The organism is Pseudomonas sp. GW822-FHT01E03, assembly GCF_058802985.1.
In genome coordinates this window covers 375,508-389,907 of record NZ_JBXAOQ010000006.1, presented here as the reverse complement: position 1 = coordinate 389,907, position 14,400 = coordinate 375,508, and the positions used below count along the sequence as shown (strand labels likewise).

The window sequence follows — 14,400 nt, the reverse complement described above, 5'->3', positions numbered from 1 at the left end:
CCCATCGCGGAAAAGCCCGGCCGTTGCCCTGCTTTTGCCCCACCTCTTTCAACGAGCTTCCTGACAATCCGATGAATAAAGCCGTCTCCGACCTGTCCTCCCACACCCCGATGATGCAGCAGTACTGGCGCCTGAAAAACCAGCACCCGGACCAGCTGATGTTCTACCGCATGGGCGACTTCTACGAGATCTTCTATGAAGACGCGAAGAAGGCCGCCAAGTTGCTGGACATCACCCTGACGGCCCGCGGGCAGTCGGCCGGCCAGGCGATTCCGATGTGCGGGATTCCTTACCACGCCGCCGAGGGCTACCTGGCAAAACTGGTGAAGCTTGGCGAATCGGTGGTGATCTGCGAGCAGGTCGGCGACCCGGCCACCAGCAAAGGGCCGGTGGAGCGGCAGGTGGTACGCATCATCACGCCGGGGACGGTGAGTGACGAGGCGCTGCTCGACGAGCGCAGGGACAACCTGATCGCTGCTGTCCTGGGCGATGAGCGCCTGTTCGGCCTGGCGGTACTGGACATCACCAGCGGCAACTTCAGCGTGCTGGAAATCAAGGGCTGGGAAAACCTGCTGGCGGAACTGGAGCGGGTCAACCCGGTGGAATTACTGATCCCGGATGACTGGCCCAAGGACTTGCCGGCGGAAAAACGCCGCGGCGTGCGTCGCCGTGCGCCGTGGGATTTCGAGCGCGATTCGGCGCTCAAAAGCCTGTGCCAGCAATTCTCGACCCAGGATCTCAAGGGCTTTGGCTGCGAAAACCTGACCCTGGCGATCGGTGCCGCCGGTTGCCTGCTGGCCTACGCCAAGGAAACCCAGCGCACCGCCCTGCCCCACTTGCGCAGTTTGCGTCATGAACGCCTGGACGACACCGTGGTGCTCGATGGCGCCAGCCGTCGCAACCTGGAGCTCGACACCAACCTGGCCGGGGGCCGCGACAACACCCTGCAATCGGTGGTGGACCGTTGCCAGACCGCCATGGGCAGCCGCCTGCTGACCCGCTGGCTGAATCGCCCATTGCGCGACTTGACGGTGCTGTTGGCACGCCAGAGCTCGATCACCTGCCTGCTCGACGGTTATCGCTTCGAAAGACTGCAACCGCAGCTCAAGGAAATCGGCGACATCGAGCGGATTCTTGCGCGGATCGGCCTGCGTAATGCCCGCCCCCGCGACCTCGCCCGGTTGCGTGACGCCCTCGGCGCACTGCCCGAACTGCAAGTGGCAATGACGGAGCTCGAAGCCCCACACCTCCAGCAACTCGCCACCATCACCAGCACCTATCCGGAACTGGCGGCACTGCTGGAAAAAGCCATCATCGACAACCCGCCCGCGGTCATTCGTGATGGGGGCGTGCTAAAAACCGGCTACGACAGCGAACTCGACGAATTGCAGTCGCTGAGCGAAAACGCCGGACAATTCCTGATCGACCTCGAGGCACGGGAAAAGGCCCGCACCGGCCTGTCGCATCTGAAGGTTGGTTACAACCGCATCCACGGTTACTTCATCGAGCTGCCAAGCAAGCAGGCGGAATCGGCACCGGCCGACTATATTCGTCGCCAGACGCTCAAAGGCGCCGAGCGCTTCATTACGCCGGAACTCAAGGCATTCGAAGACAAGGCACTGTCAGCCAAGAGCCGCGCCCTGGCCCGCGAGAAGATGCTGTACGAAGCGTTGCTCGAAGATCTGATCAGCCAGCTGCCACCGTTGCAGGACACCGCCGGCGCCCTGGCCGAGCTGGACGTCTTGAGCAACCTGGCCGAACGTGCACTGAACCTCGATCTGAACTGCCCGCGCTTCGTCAGCGAGCCGTGCATGCGCATCAGCCAGGGTCGTCACCCGGTGGTCGAACAAGTGCTGACCACGCCGTTCGTGGCCAACGACCTGAGCCTGGACGACAACACCCGCATGCTGGTGATCACCGGTCCGAACATGGGCGGTAAATCCACCTACATGCGTCAGACCGCATTGATTGTGCTCTTGGCGCACATCGGCAGCTTCGTGCCAGCGGCCAGTTGCGAATTGTCGCTGGTCGACCGCATCTTCACCCGGATCGGCTCCAGCGATGACCTGGCCGGCGGGCGTTCGACCTTCATGGTGGAAATGAGCGAAACCGCGAACATCCTGCACAACGCCACCGAGCGCAGCCTGGTGCTGATGGACGAAGTCGGGCGCGGCACCAGCACCTTCGACGGTCTGTCCCTGGCATGGGCGGCGGCCGAGCGCCTGGCGCATCTGCGTGCCTACACGCTGTTCGCCACCCACTACTTTGAACTGACCGTCCTGCCGGAAGCCCAGCCGCTGGTGGCCAACGTGCACCTCAATGCCACCGAGCACAACGAGCGCATCGTATTCCTGCACCACGTATTGCCCGGGCCGGCCAGCCAAAGTTATGGCCTGGCCGTTGCGCAGCTGGCAGGCGTACCGAGCGAGGTCATCACCCGTGCTCGCGAGCATCTGAGCCGCCTGGAAGACACCGCCCTGCCCCACGAAACACCGGCACCGGCCAAAGGCAAACCGGCCGCGCCGCAGCAAAGCGACCTGTTCGCCAGCCTGCCGCACCCGGTGCTGGATGACCTGGCCAAGCTCGACCTGGACGACATGACGCCACGTCGTGCTCTCGAAATGCTCTATACACTAAAGACACGGATCTAACGCAGCGGCTTGCAAGCTGTTAGAATCTCGCGCGGTTTGGGATGCTGCTGGCTAATAGCCTGGCCAGCAGACTATCGCTCCCGAACCTGGCGACCCCTACGAGAAGGGGCGCAGCAAGCCGCGCCTGAGGAGAAAATTAGAAATGACCTTCGTCGTCACCGACAACTGCATCAAGTGCAAGTACACCGACTGCGTAGAAGTCTGTCCGGTGGACTGCTTTTACGAAGGCCCGAATTTCCTGGTGATCCACCCGGATGAGTGCATCGATTGCGCGCTGTGCGAACCTGAATGCCCTGCCGTGGCTATCTTCTCTGAAGATGAAGTTCCGGCCGGCATGGAAAACTTCATTGAGCTGAACGCTGAGTTGGCCGATATCTGGCCAAACATCACCGAACGCAAAGATCCAATGCCCGATTCCGCAGAATGGGACGGCAAGCCAGGCAAGATCGCAGACCTCGAACGCTGATTACCCCCGCGTTCGCGAAAAAGGCCCCACAAGGGCCTTTTTGCTTTTCTGCGGGCAAAAAAAGGGGCGGTTTGACCCGCCCACATTTCTTCCCTATTCCCTGTATTCCTTTTCATCGTCCTGATGAATCGCGTCCTGCGATATCCATATCCCTCATCCATGAAGGACGTGTCTGTCCGTCGACACAACCTCAATACTAGAGTGTTCCCCTCCGGGATCAATCGGCCCTTGGCGCGAGATTCAGGTGTCACGCATCATTAATACTAAAAAATATTAATATAAATCAAAGATATATAAGCGGTCGACGCTCCGAATGGACGACTGCCGGGGTGTAAAAATAACGAACACTTACGCAAGAGTAAGCCTAGGCTTACAGCACGAAACCAAAATCCCGAGGGGACTCGGTCTCCTGGCCAGGCAATAAAAAACCCCGAGCCAGTCGGGGTTTTTCATGCCATCGCAGTGAGTGCCTTATTGGAACAGCGACTCGCTCGACAGACCATTTTTTTCCAGGATCTCGCGCAGCCGCTTCAAGCCTTCCACCTGAATCTGTCTGACCCGCTCCCGGGTCAGGCCGATTTCCAGGCCGACGTCTTCAAGGGTACTGCTTTCATGGCCGCGCAGGCCGAAGCGGCGTACAACCACTTCGCGTTGCTTGTCGGTCAGTTCCGAGAGCCATTGATCGATGCTCTGGGACAGGTCGTCGTCCTGCAACAATTCGCATGGATCGGTTGGACGGTCGTCAGTCAGGGTGTCCAGCAGGGTTTTATCCGAATCCGGACCCAGCGAGACGTCGACCGAAGAAACCCGTTCGTTAAGGCCGAGCATACGCTTGACCTCTCCCACCGGTTTTTCCAGCAGGTTGGCGATTTCTTCGGGTGAGGGTTCATGGTCGAGTTTTTGCGTCAGCTCCCGCGCGGCCCGCAGGTACACATTCAGCTCCTTGACCACATGGATCGGCAACCGGATGGTCCGGGTCTGATTCATGATTGCGCGTTCGATGGTCTGGCGAATCCACCAGGTCGCGTAGGTCGAGAAGCGGAAACCGCGTTCCGGATCGAACTTCTCCACCGCCCGGATCAAGCCGAGGTTGCCCTCTTCGATCAGGTCCAGTAGCGACAACCCACGATTGACGTAGCGTCGGGCGATTTTCACCACCAGTCGCAGGTTGCTTTCAATCATGCGTTTGCGCCCGGCCGGATCGCCACTTTGCGACAGGCGCGCAAAATGAACTTCTTCTTCGGGTGATAGCAGGGGAGAGAAACCAATTTCATTGAGATACAACTGCGTGGCATCAAGTGCCCGCGTGTAGTCAATGTACTTGTGCTGTTTCAAGGATGCGGAGTGTTTGGATTTGGCACGAACGGAAGGTGGAGCCGCCCCTTCATCATTCGACATCGAATCCGTATCGATGCTGCTCTCCATCAGGAGAACCTCATCGTCGATGTCAAACTCCGGCACTTCTTTACTGAGAGCCATTGTTATAGTCCTTTGGTGAGTTCGACCTCAAGCTCAAGCGGCGCCTTTCTCCCTGGCAACGCTGGAGCCTGTCCCCTCTACGCGACGGAACAGGCTGGTAGCGATCAACGGCGTGGCAGGAATTGCAGCGGATCTACAGGTTTACCTTGGCGGCGAATCTCAAAATGCAGTTTCACCCGGTCTGTACCCGTTGACCCCATTTCGGCAATTGTCTGTCCGACCTTGACCTGCTGCCCCTCCCGAACCAACAGCCTGCGGTTATGTCCGTAGGCACTGACGTAGGTTTCACTGTGCTTGATGATCACTAATTCGCCGTAGCCCCTTAAGCCACTCCCGGCGTATACCACCGTCCCATCAGACGCAGCTAAAACAGGCTGTCCCAAATCTCCGGCGATATCAATTCCTTTATTCAAACTACCGTTTGAAGAGAATTTTCCAATCAGAATGCCATTAGATGGCCATCCCCAGCCGGTCGGGGCTGGCCCGGGAGGTGGCAAAGGAGCAGGGGCTGGCTTGCTCGCGACGGACGGTACAACCGTCGTTGTGCTGGTGGTCGTACCGTTTGCCGAACGACGGATGACCGTGGTTTTACTCGACGACGAAGGTGTTGAACTGGACGAACTGACCACCGCCGTCGACGTTGAATTGGTACGACCATCAAAGCGAATCGTCTGACCCGGACGGATGGTGTAAGGCGCAGGAATGTTGTTGCGTGCCGCCAGGGCCTTGTAGTCCCAGCCGTAACGGAAGGCGATGGAGAACAGGGTGTCCTTGGGCCGAACAATGTATTGCCCGGTGGTCACGGCTGGACGCTGAGCCGCGGCATTGTTACGGTCCACGACACGAACATCGCTGGACTTGTTGCTGGAACAACCGACCAGCAAAGTGCTCAAGACAAGGCCAGTCACCAGGCGCTGAAAGCTCGTTTTACTCATACGCTGCGCAATGACTGTGAGACTCACCCGCCGCTCCCTCTGTGGTGGCTGAAAATGTGAAATGCCGGAGTCCGGCATGAACTGTCGCAAGTATAACGGGCCGTGCACGCTTTACCTTTAATGTGGCGAATCGGTGCCGCGCACACGTTTGCTGCCTGACGATGAATCCCGTTTAACACAACGATGCCGCTGTAAGACAAAGGCAATCGAAGAGAATTCAGCGTGCCGAAACAAATGCTCAGGCCAGTGGCCCATTGAGCAGTGGCACGAAGCGCACAGCCCCCAGGACATGCCTGGAAAAACCTTGTTCCTCGCGGATGATCAGCATCAATTGCTGGACTTCGCCGGCCCCGACCGGGATCACCATTCGGCCTCCCGGTGCCAACTGGTCAAGCAATGCCTGGGGCACGTCGGTTGCCACTGCGGTGACGATAATCCCGTTGTATGGTGCCAGTGCCGGCCAGCCCTCCCAGCCATCGCCCCAGCGGAACACCACGTTGCGCAGGTTCAGTTCGACCAGGCGTTCCTTTGCCCGATCCTGCAGAACCTTGATGCGCTCGACCGAGAACACACGCTCGACCAGTTGCGACAGCACCGCCGTCTGATAACCCGACCCGGTGCCGATCTCCAGCACCTTGTCGAGGGGACCGGCCTCCAGCAGCAGCTCGCTCATGCGCGCCACCATATAAGGCTGGGAGATGGTCTGGTTGTTGCCAATCGGCAGCGCGGTGTCTTCATAGGCACGGTGCGCCAGCGCTTCGTCGACGAACAGGTGGCGCGGGGTCCGGCGAATGACCTCCAGTACCCTGGCGTTGGAGATGCCTTCTTCGTACAGGCGCTGGATCAGCCGCTCCCGGGTTCGCTGGGAGGTCATGCCGATGCCGCGACGCAGCATATCGTCTTGTTCGCGACCCATCAGCGCAGCCCCTCCAGCCAGCCGTCCAGACTTCTGAAGGCATCATTGAAGGTGCGATCCAGTTGCAGCGGCGTGATCGAAACATAACCCTGCATCACTGCATGGAAATCGGTACCCGGGCCGCCATCTTCGGCATCCCCGGCCGCCGCGATCCAGTAACCGGACTTGCCCCGCGGATCCACCACTTTCATCGGTGCCGCGGCTCGGGCGCGATGGCCCAGGCGGGTCAGCTGGATACCGCGGATGCGGTCCAGCGGCAAATTGGGAATGTTCACGTTCAGTACCGTACGCGGTGGCAGATCCAGGTCAGCATGGGCTTCAACCAGTTTGCGCGCGAAATGGGCAGCTGTGGGAAGGTTCTCTACCTGGCGTGAGACCAGCGAAAAGGCAAACGAGGGGTGATTCAGGAAACGCCCCTCGAGGGCCGCCGCCACCGTGCCGGAATACAGGACATCGTCCCCCAGGTTCGCACCCAGGTTGATACCGGAAACCACCATGTCCGCTTCGCGCTCCAGCAGGCCGTTGAGGCCCAGGTGCACACAATCGGTTGGCGTGCCGTTGAGGCTGATAAAGCCGTTGGCCAGGGTTTGCGGGTGCAACGGACGGTCGAGCGTCAGCGAACTGCTGGCGCCGCTCTTGTCCTGGTCCGGGGCGATAACCACGCACTCGGTGTAATCCGCCAGCGCAGCATAAAGCGCGGCGAGACCGGGTGCTGTTACCCCATCGTCGTTAGAAATCAGAATACGCATGGGCTGTCCGTCTGCCCCACCGGCACCAGATCAACAAGCTCGCGCACCAATACGGTGGCGAAGCATCCGGCCGGCAGGACGAATTCCAGTTGCAGAATGTCAGGCTCGGGATAATGCCACGTCAACCCGCCAATGGGCAGCCGCAGGATGCGACGTTCGTGGCTCATACCGGCGTTAATCAACCAATCGCGAAGGTCTGCTTCGCGCGCGGCGATTGCCTGCTCCAGTTCATGGACAACGCCCGTGGCCGGCGAGTCACCTTCGCCCCACTGCGGGCCGGTCGGGTGCAGATCTAGAATCGCCAGGCGCGGGTCGCTGCACTCGGCTTCGCCTGCCGGGAAAAAGCTGCGGCTGTCGGTGAACGCCAGCAGGTCACCGACCTGGGCACGCTGCCAGGTACCATCGGCGACACGTGCGGCCAACACCTGGTTGAACAGAAAACTGCGGGCGGTCGAGAGCAGACGCGAGCGCACGTTACGCTGCTCCGGCAAGGCCTTGCGCGCGGCCCAGGCGCGAGCATCAACGACGTTGCCGCCGTCATGGCCGAAACGCTGGGCCCCGAAATAATTGGGGATGCCTTGTTTGGCGATCAGTTGCAGACGCTCTTCAAGCGCAGCCTTGTCGCCAGCGAATTGCGTCAGGCGCAACGTAAAACCGTTGGCCGAGTGGGCACCGCGTTGCAGTTTGCGCTTGTGGCGGGCGGTCTTGAGGATCTTCAGCGTATCGTTTTCCGCGGCCGACAGATCAGGGTCGGCCTTGCCCGGCAGTTGCACGCTGAACCACTGGCGAGTCAACGCCTGACGGTCCTTGAGCCCGGCATAACTGACAGTGCGCAATGGCACGCCGGCAGCCTTGGCAATCCGTCGCGCCGCTTCTTCAGTATTCAGGCCGCGCTTTTCCACCCAGATCCACAGGTGTTCGCCTTCGCCACTGAGGGGAATGTCGAGGACTTCGTCGACCTGGAAATCTTCGGCGATCGCTTTCAGGACCGCCGTGCCGAGGGCCTCACCGTAAGCCCGCGGGCCGAGCAATTGCAGTTCGTTCATGCGCGCAGCAACAAGGCAACGGAGTGCACGGCAATGCCTTCTTCGCGACCGACAAAGCCGAGCTTTTCGGTGGTGGTAGCTTTCACGTTCACTTGATCCAACTCTACTTGAAGATCCGCGGCGATCAGCGCGCGCATCGATTCGATATGCGGGGCCATTTTCGGCGCCTGGGCGACGATGGTGTTATCGACGTTGCCGACTTTCCAGCCTTTGGCATGGACCAGTGCGACGACGTGACGCAACAGCGCACGGCTGTCGGCGCCCTTGAATTGCGGGTCGGTATCCGGGAAATGCTTGCCGATGTCGCCCAGCGCCGCGGCGCCGAGCAAGGCATCGCTCAAGGCGTGCAAGAGGACGTCACCGTCAGAGTGGGCGAGCAGCCCGAAGCTGTGTGCAATGCGCACACCGCCCAGAGTGATGAAATCGCCTTCAGCGAAACGGTGCACATCATAGCCGTGGCCAATACGCATAAAAAAACGCCCCGATTTTTGTCAGGGCGTGATTCTACCTGCATTAGCCAACCAGAGCATGCGCGTGATGCCGCAAGTGCTCATCGATGAAACTGGCAATGAAGAAATAGCTGTGGTCATAGCCCGGTTGCAGGCGCAACGTCAGCGGGTGACCGGCCAGTTTGGCCGCCTGCTGCAAGGCTTCCGGCTTGAGCTGGTTGGCGAGGAAGTCGTCGCGATCACCTTGGTCGACCAACAGCGGCAGCTTTTCATCGACCTCGGCAATCAACGCGCAGGCATCCCATTCGCGCCATTTCGAACGGTCCTCTCCCAGATAGCGGGAAAAGGCTTTCTGCCCCCACGGGCAATCCATCGGGTTGTTGATTGGCGAGAACGCCGACACCGACAGATAGCGCCCCGGATTGCGCAAGGCGCAGACCAGCGCACCGTGGCCGCCCATGGAATGGCCACTGATACCGCGTCTGTCCGACGCCGGGAAATGGGCTTCGACCAATGTCGGCAATTCCTGCACGACATAGTCATGCATCCGATAGTGCCGCGACCACGGTTCCTGGGTGGCATTCAGGTAAAACCCGGCGCCGAGGCCAAAATCCCAGGCGCCATCCGGATCGCCCGGCACTTCAGGACCGCGAGGGCTGGTGTCCGGTGCGACGATGATCAGCCCGAGCTCGGCGGCCATGCGCATGGCGCCGGCCTTCTGCATGAAGTTCTCGTCGGTGCAGGTCAGGCCGGACAACCAGTACAACACCGGCAGCTTGCCGCCCTGCTCCGCTTGCGGTGGCAGGTAGACGGCGAACACCATGTCGCAGCCGAGCACTTCCGAGCGATGGCGATAGCGTTTGTGCCAGCCGCCGAAGCTTTTCTGGCAGGAGATGTTTTCCAGGCTCATGGCGGACCTCAGAAATGGATGACGGAGCGAATGCTTTTCCCTTCGTGCATCAGGTCAAACGCCTTGTTGATATCTTCCAGGCCCATGGTGTGGGTGATGAAGGTATCCAGCGGAATCTCGCCGGTTTCGGCCATTTCCACATAGCTTGGCAACTCGGTACGGCCACGCACGCCGCCGAACGCCGAACCCCGCCAGACGCGACCGGTGACCAGCTGGAACGGACGGGTCGAGATTTCCTGGCCGGCACCGGCAACGCCGATGATCACCGACTCGCCCCAACCCTTGTGGCAGCACTCCAGTGCGGCGCGCATCAGTTGCACGTTACCGATGCACTCGAAGGAAAAATCCACGCCGCCATCGGTCATGTCGACGATGACTTCCTGGATCGGACGATCGAAGTCTTTCGGGTTCACGCAATCGGTTGCACCCAGTTGCTTGGCGATCTCGAATTTGGCCGGGTTGATGTCGATGGCGATGATGCGGGCAGCCTTGGCTTTTACGGCGCCGATAACAGCCGACAGACCGATGCCGCCAAGACCGAAAATGGCGACCGTATCACCCGGTTTCACCTTGGCGGTGTTGAGCACTGCACCGATACCGGTAGTGACACCGCAGCCCAGCAGGCAGACTTTTTCCAGTGGCGCTTCCTTGGCGATTTTCGCAACGGAAATCTCCGGAAGCACGGTGTACTCGGAGAACGTGGAAGTACCCATGTAGTGGAAAATCGTTTCGCCCTTGTAGGAAAAACGCGAAGTCCCGTCCGGCATCAAGCCTTTGCCCTGGGTCGCGCGAATCGCCTGGCAGAGGTTGGTTTTACCCGACAGGCAGAATTTGCACTGGCGGCATTCCGGGGTGTACAGCGGGATCACATGATCACCGACTGCAACGGAGGTCACGCCCTCGCCGATCGCTTCCACGATCGCACCACCTTCATGGCCGAGGATCGACGGGAAGATGCCTTCCGGATCAGCGCCGGACAGTGTGTAGGCATCGGTATGGCAAACACCGGAGGCCACCACGCGCAGCAAGACTTCGCCGGCCTTGGGCATGGCGACATCGACTTCAACGATTTCGAGGGGCTTCTTGGCCTCGAAGGCAACGGCGGCGCGCGACTTGATCATGGTGATTCTCCAGTGAATTAAAACGAGACAAGGAGTGTAATACATGGCTCAACGATGAATAATCGATGTAAATGCAAAATATTATTGCCACAGAGGGATAATCATTGATGTCCGAAAATCGCTGGGAAGGGATCGACGAGTTTGTCGCCGTTGCCGAATGCAGCCAGTTCACCGCTGCCGCGCAACGCCTGGGGGTTTCTTCCTCCCATATCAGTCGACAAATCGTACGCCTCGAAGAGCGCCTGCAAACCCGCCTGCTCTACCGCAGCACCCGCCGGGTCACGCTGACCGAGGCCGGGCAAACCTTCCTGCAACATTGCCAGCGCTTGCAGGATGGCCGTGAAGAGGCGTTGCGCGCGGTGGGCGATTTGACCAGCGAACCCAAGGGCATGCTGCGCATGACCTGCGCCGTGGCTTACGGCGAGCGCTTCATCGTGCCGCTGGTGACCCGCTTCATGGGGCTGTATCCGCAACTGCGGATCGACATCGAACTGAGCAATCGCCAGCTTGACCTGGTGCACGAAGGCCTCGACCTGGCGATTCGCCTCGGGCGCTTGCAGGACTCACGGCTGGTCGCCACCCGCCTCGCGCCGCGACGCATGTTTCTCTGTGCATCACCCTCCTACATTGAACGCTACGGTCGCCCGCACAGCCTGTCGGAGCTGAGTCGCCACAACTGCCTCATCGGCAGCTCGGACCTCTGGCAACTTGAACAGAACGGGAGGGAGTTTTCGCAAAGGGTGCAAGGAAACTGGCGCTGCAACAGTGGGCAAGCCGTACTGGATGCTGCGCTACAAGGCGTAGGGCTGTGTCAGTTGCCGGACTATTACGTGCTGGAACATTTGAATAGCGGCGCGTTGATTTCGTTACTGGAGGCGCATCAACCGCCGAACACGGCGGTTTGGGCGCTGTATCCGCAGCAGCGGCATCTGTCGCCGAAGGTGCGCAAGTTGGTGGATTTTTTAAAAGAGGGATTGGCTGAAAGGCCGGAATACCGAAGCTAGCTGGCGTGTCAGCAAGATATCGGTGACCGGACTACCGCTATCGCGAGCAAGCTCGCTCCCACAGTGGGCGGGGTCGAACACAAATCTTGTAAACGCCAGCAATCCCTGTGGGAGCGAGCTTGCTCGCGATTGGGGACAACACTGAACCCAAATCAATCAGTGACGATTGGCCCAACGCTGTCTCAACCATTCAAGGTCTTCTGGACGCGTAACCTTGAGGTTATCGGACCGCCCTTCGACCAGTCGCGGTGCCGAACCGGCCCACTCCATCGCCGAAGCTTCGTCAGTAACAACGGCATCGGCCACCAGGCTGTCAGCCAGTGCGCGATGCAACGCCCCAAGGCGGAACATCTGCGGCGTGTAGGCCTGCCAGATCACACTGCGATCCACGGTTTCGACCACACGACCGTGCTTGTCGACCCGCTTGAGCGTATCCCGCGCAGGAACCGCCAGCAGCCCGCCGACAGGATCGTCAGCCAGCTCAGCCAGCAGTTTGTCCAGATCGTCACGACTGAGGTTCGGCCGTGCGGCATCGTGAACCAGTACCCAATCCTCATCATCAGCGCCCTGCGCATGCAAGTGCAGCAAGGCGTTGAGCACCGACCCGGAACGTTCGGCGCCGCCCTCGACCCGGGCAATACGCGGATCACTGGCACACGCCAGGTTCGGCCAATAAGGATCGTCCACAGCAACACTGACCACCAGACCTTTCAGGCATGGATGATCAAGGAAACAGCCAAGGCTGTGTTCGAGAATAGTGCGCCCGCCCAGTTGCAGATACTGCTTGGGACGGTCCGCGGCCATACGGGCACCGACGCCCGCGGCAGGAATCACGGCCCAGAAGGCCGGTAACGAATTAATCATTGGGCCAACTGGTAAAGGGTTTCACCGTCCTTGACCATACCCAACTCATGACGAGCCCGTTCTTCGACGGTCTCCATGCCCTTTTTCAACTCACTGACCTCGGCGTCCATCACCCGGTTGCGTTCCAGCAATGCCTGGTTCTCAGCCTGCTGATCCGCAATCTGCTGAGTCAACTCGGCCACTTGCGCCAGACTGCCATTTCCCACCCACAGGCGGTACTGCAGGCCAGCCAGCAACAAAAGCAGGATGAGGAACAACCAATTGGGACTGCGCATCGAATATCAGGTATCCAGTGAAAAAAGACAGCCATGCCAAACGTGAAGCTTCTGATAGCACGAAGCCTGGAAGAACCAGGCTTGTGCATATAAGGCATCAGATTAGTGGCAAAAACGTCGCTGTAGCGATTTTTCCGACACAATCCGGTGTCTTTTTACCAGTTACCGCTTAACCGCGGAACTCGCCGCGACCGTTGTACTTGGCTTTGCCGTTCAACTGCTCTTCGATACGCAGCAGTTGGTTGTACTTGGAAACGCGGTCGGAACGGCACAGGGAGCCGGTCTTGATCTGGCCAGCCGAGGTGCCCACGGCCAGGTCGGCAATGGTCGAATCTTCGGTTTCGCCGGAGCGGTGCGAGATCACTGCGGTGTAACCGGCGGCCTTGGCCATCTGGATGGCTTCCAGGGTTTCGGTCAGGGTGCCGATCTGGTTGAACTTGATCAGGATCGAGTTGGCGATCTTCTTGTCGATGCCTTCTTTCAGGATCTTGGTGTTGGTGACGAACAGGTCGTCGCCTACCAGCTGAGTCTTCTCGCCGATCTTGTCGGTGAGGATCTTCCAGCCAGCCCAGTCGGACTCGTCCAGGCCATCTTCGATGGAGATGATCGGGTAACGCTCGGTCAGGCCTTTGAGGTAGTCAGCGAAACCTTCGGCGGTGAACACCTGGCCTTCGCCGGACAGGTTGTACTTGCCGTCTTCGTAGAACTCGCTGGCTGCGCAGTCCAGGGCCAGGGTCACGTCGGTGCCCAGCTTGTAACCGGCGTTGGCCACGGCTTCGGAGATCACTTTCAAAGCGTCTTCGTTGGAGGCCAGGTTCGGCGCGAAACCACCTTCGTCACCGACGGCAGTGCTCAGGCCACGGGCCTTCAGCACGGCTTTGAGGTGGTGGAAAATCTCGGTGCCCATGCGCAGACCTTCCGAGAAAGACTTGGCGCCAACCGGCTGAACCATGAATTCCTGGATGTCGACGTTGTTATCGGCGTGCTCGCCGCCGTTGATGATGTTCATCATCGGAACCGGCATCGAGTAGACACCCGGGGTGCCGTTCAGGTTGGCGATGTGAGCGTACAGCGGCAGGTCCTGGTCCTGTGCTGCTGCCTTGGCCGCGGCCAGGGAAACGGCGAGGATCGCGTTGGCGCCCAGGGAACCTTTGTTTTCAGTACCGTCGAGCTTGATCATTGCCAGATCGAGCGCTTTCTGGTCGCTTGGGTCCATGCCTTTCAACAGGTCGCGGATCGGACCGTTGATGTTGGCCACGGCCTTCAGAACGCCCTTGCCCAGGTAACGGCTCTTGTCGCCATCGCGCAGCTCGAGCGCTTCACGCGAGCCAGTGGAAGCACCGGACGGCGCGCAGGCACTGCCGATGATGCCGTTGTCGAGAAGCACGTCCGCTTCCACGGTGGGATTGCCACGGGAGTCGAGAACTTCACGACCTTTGATGTCGACGATTTTAGCCATTGTTGTAAACACTCCAAAGTTGACGAAAACGACGCAGCTGTAGGAAATCTTTGATCGTCGGCAAGTGAGGTGCAGC

The 14,400-nt window shown here is 59.7% G+C and carries 14 protein-coding genes; 3 read left to right on the top strand and 11 right to left on the bottom strand.

Annotated features, from left to right (window positions below; genetic code table 11):
• Window positions 1-71 precede the first annotated feature (71 nt).
• A complete protein-coding gene (mutS, locus tag AC1RP7_RS15085) occupies window positions 72-2,651 on the top strand; it encodes a DNA mismatch repair protein MutS (protein WP_057716154.1) in 2,580 nt (859 codons plus the stop codon).
• Window positions 2,652-2,793: 142 nt separating this feature from the next.
• A complete protein-coding gene (gene fdxA, locus AC1RP7_RS15080; protein WP_007970729.1) occupies window positions 2,794-3,117 on the top strand; it encodes a ferredoxin FdxA in 324 nt (107 codons plus the stop codon).
• Window positions 3,118-3,588: 471 nt separating this feature from the next.
• Here the strand turns inward: fdxA and rpoS are convergent, their stop codons facing one another.
• The 8 genes from rpoS to AC1RP7_RS15040 all read right to left on the bottom strand — a co-directional run bounded on the left by rpoS (window position 3,589) and on the right by AC1RP7_RS15040 (window position 10,722).
• Window positions 3,589-4,596: an RNA polymerase sigma factor RpoS gene (gene rpoS / locus AC1RP7_RS15075; RefSeq protein WP_007990225.1), complete on the bottom strand. Its 1,008-nt coding sequence runs from the start codon at window positions 4,594-4,596 to the stop codon at window positions 3,589-3,591.
• A gap of 104 nt (window positions 4,597-4,700) precedes the next feature.
• Window positions 4,701-5,558 (bottom strand): peptidoglycan DD-metalloendopeptidase family protein, encoded by an 858-nt coding sequence (locus AC1RP7_RS15070; RefSeq protein ID WP_090453404.1) that lies wholly within the window; start codon window positions 5,556-5,558, stop codon window positions 4,701-4,703.
• Window positions 5,559-5,769: 211 nt separating this feature from the next.
• Complete coding sequence (locus AC1RP7_RS15065; RefSeq protein ID WP_172435346.1) at window positions 5,770-6,405, bottom strand: protein-L-isoaspartate(D-aspartate) O-methyltransferase; 636 nt, start codon at window positions 6,403-6,405, stop codon at window positions 5,770-5,772.
• A 41-nt stretch (window positions 6,406-6,446) separates the two neighbouring features.
• Window positions 6,447-7,196 (bottom strand): 5'/3'-nucleotidase SurE, encoded by a 750-nt coding sequence (surE, locus tag AC1RP7_RS15060; RefSeq protein WP_057716156.1) that lies wholly within the window; start codon window positions 7,194-7,196, stop codon window positions 6,447-6,449.
• The gene (gene truD / locus AC1RP7_RS15055) at window positions 7,184-8,242 is read right to left on the bottom strand and encodes a tRNA pseudouridine(13) synthase TruD (protein ID WP_090453402.1); all 1,059 of its coding nucleotides are present in this window, start codon (window positions 8,240-8,242) and stop codon (window positions 7,184-7,186) included. The genes surE and truD overlap by 13 nt, the downstream gene beginning before the upstream one ends.
• On the bottom strand, window positions 8,239-8,712 hold the full coding sequence (ispF, locus tag AC1RP7_RS15050) for a 2-C-methyl-D-erythritol 2,4-cyclodiphosphate synthase (RefSeq protein ID WP_007970721.1): 474 nt from the start codon (window positions 8,710-8,712) through the stop codon (window positions 8,239-8,241). The genes truD and ispF overlap by 4 nt, the downstream gene beginning before the upstream one ends.
• 43 nt (window positions 8,713-8,755) lie before the next feature.
• Entirely contained in the window at window positions 8,756-9,601 is an 846-nt protein-coding gene (fghA, locus tag AC1RP7_RS15045; protein WP_057716158.1) for an S-formylglutathione hydrolase, read from the bottom strand.
• A gap of 8 nt (window positions 9,602-9,609) precedes the next feature.
• The gene (locus tag AC1RP7_RS15040; RefSeq protein WP_015093777.1) at window positions 9,610-10,722 is read right to left on the bottom strand and encodes an S-(hydroxymethyl)glutathione dehydrogenase/class III alcohol dehydrogenase; all 1,113 of its coding nucleotides are present in this window, start codon (window positions 10,720-10,722) and stop codon (window positions 9,610-9,612) included.
• 107 nt (window positions 10,723-10,829) lie between these two features.
• Here AC1RP7_RS15040 and AC1RP7_RS15035 point away from each other — a divergent pair, with 107 nt between their 5' ends.
• Window positions 10,830-11,726 (top strand): LysR family transcriptional regulator, encoded by an 897-nt coding sequence (locus AC1RP7_RS15035; protein WP_340316466.1) that lies wholly within the window; start codon window positions 10,830-10,832, stop codon window positions 11,724-11,726.
• Between the two features lie 156 nt (window positions 11,727-11,882).
• On the opposite strand, the gene ispD is transcribed toward AC1RP7_RS15035, so the two are convergent.
• From ispD to eno, 3 genes are all read right to left on the bottom strand, one after another.
• Entirely contained in the window at window positions 11,883-12,590 is a 708-nt protein-coding gene (gene ispD, locus AC1RP7_RS15030; protein ID WP_057716160.1) for a 2-C-methyl-D-erythritol 4-phosphate cytidylyltransferase, read from the bottom strand.
• A complete protein-coding gene (ftsB, locus tag AC1RP7_RS15025; RefSeq protein WP_007970710.1) occupies window positions 12,587-12,865 on the bottom strand; it encodes a cell division protein FtsB in 279 nt (92 codons plus the stop codon). Before ftsB ends, ispD begins: the two co-directional genes overlap by 4 nt.
• A 169-nt stretch (window positions 12,866-13,034) precedes the next feature.
• Complete coding sequence (eno, locus tag AC1RP7_RS15020) at window positions 13,035-14,324, bottom strand: phosphopyruvate hydratase (RefSeq protein WP_008019783.1); 1,290 nt, start codon at window positions 14,322-14,324, stop codon at window positions 13,035-13,037.
• Between the last annotated feature and the right edge of the window lie 76 nt (window positions 14,325-14,400).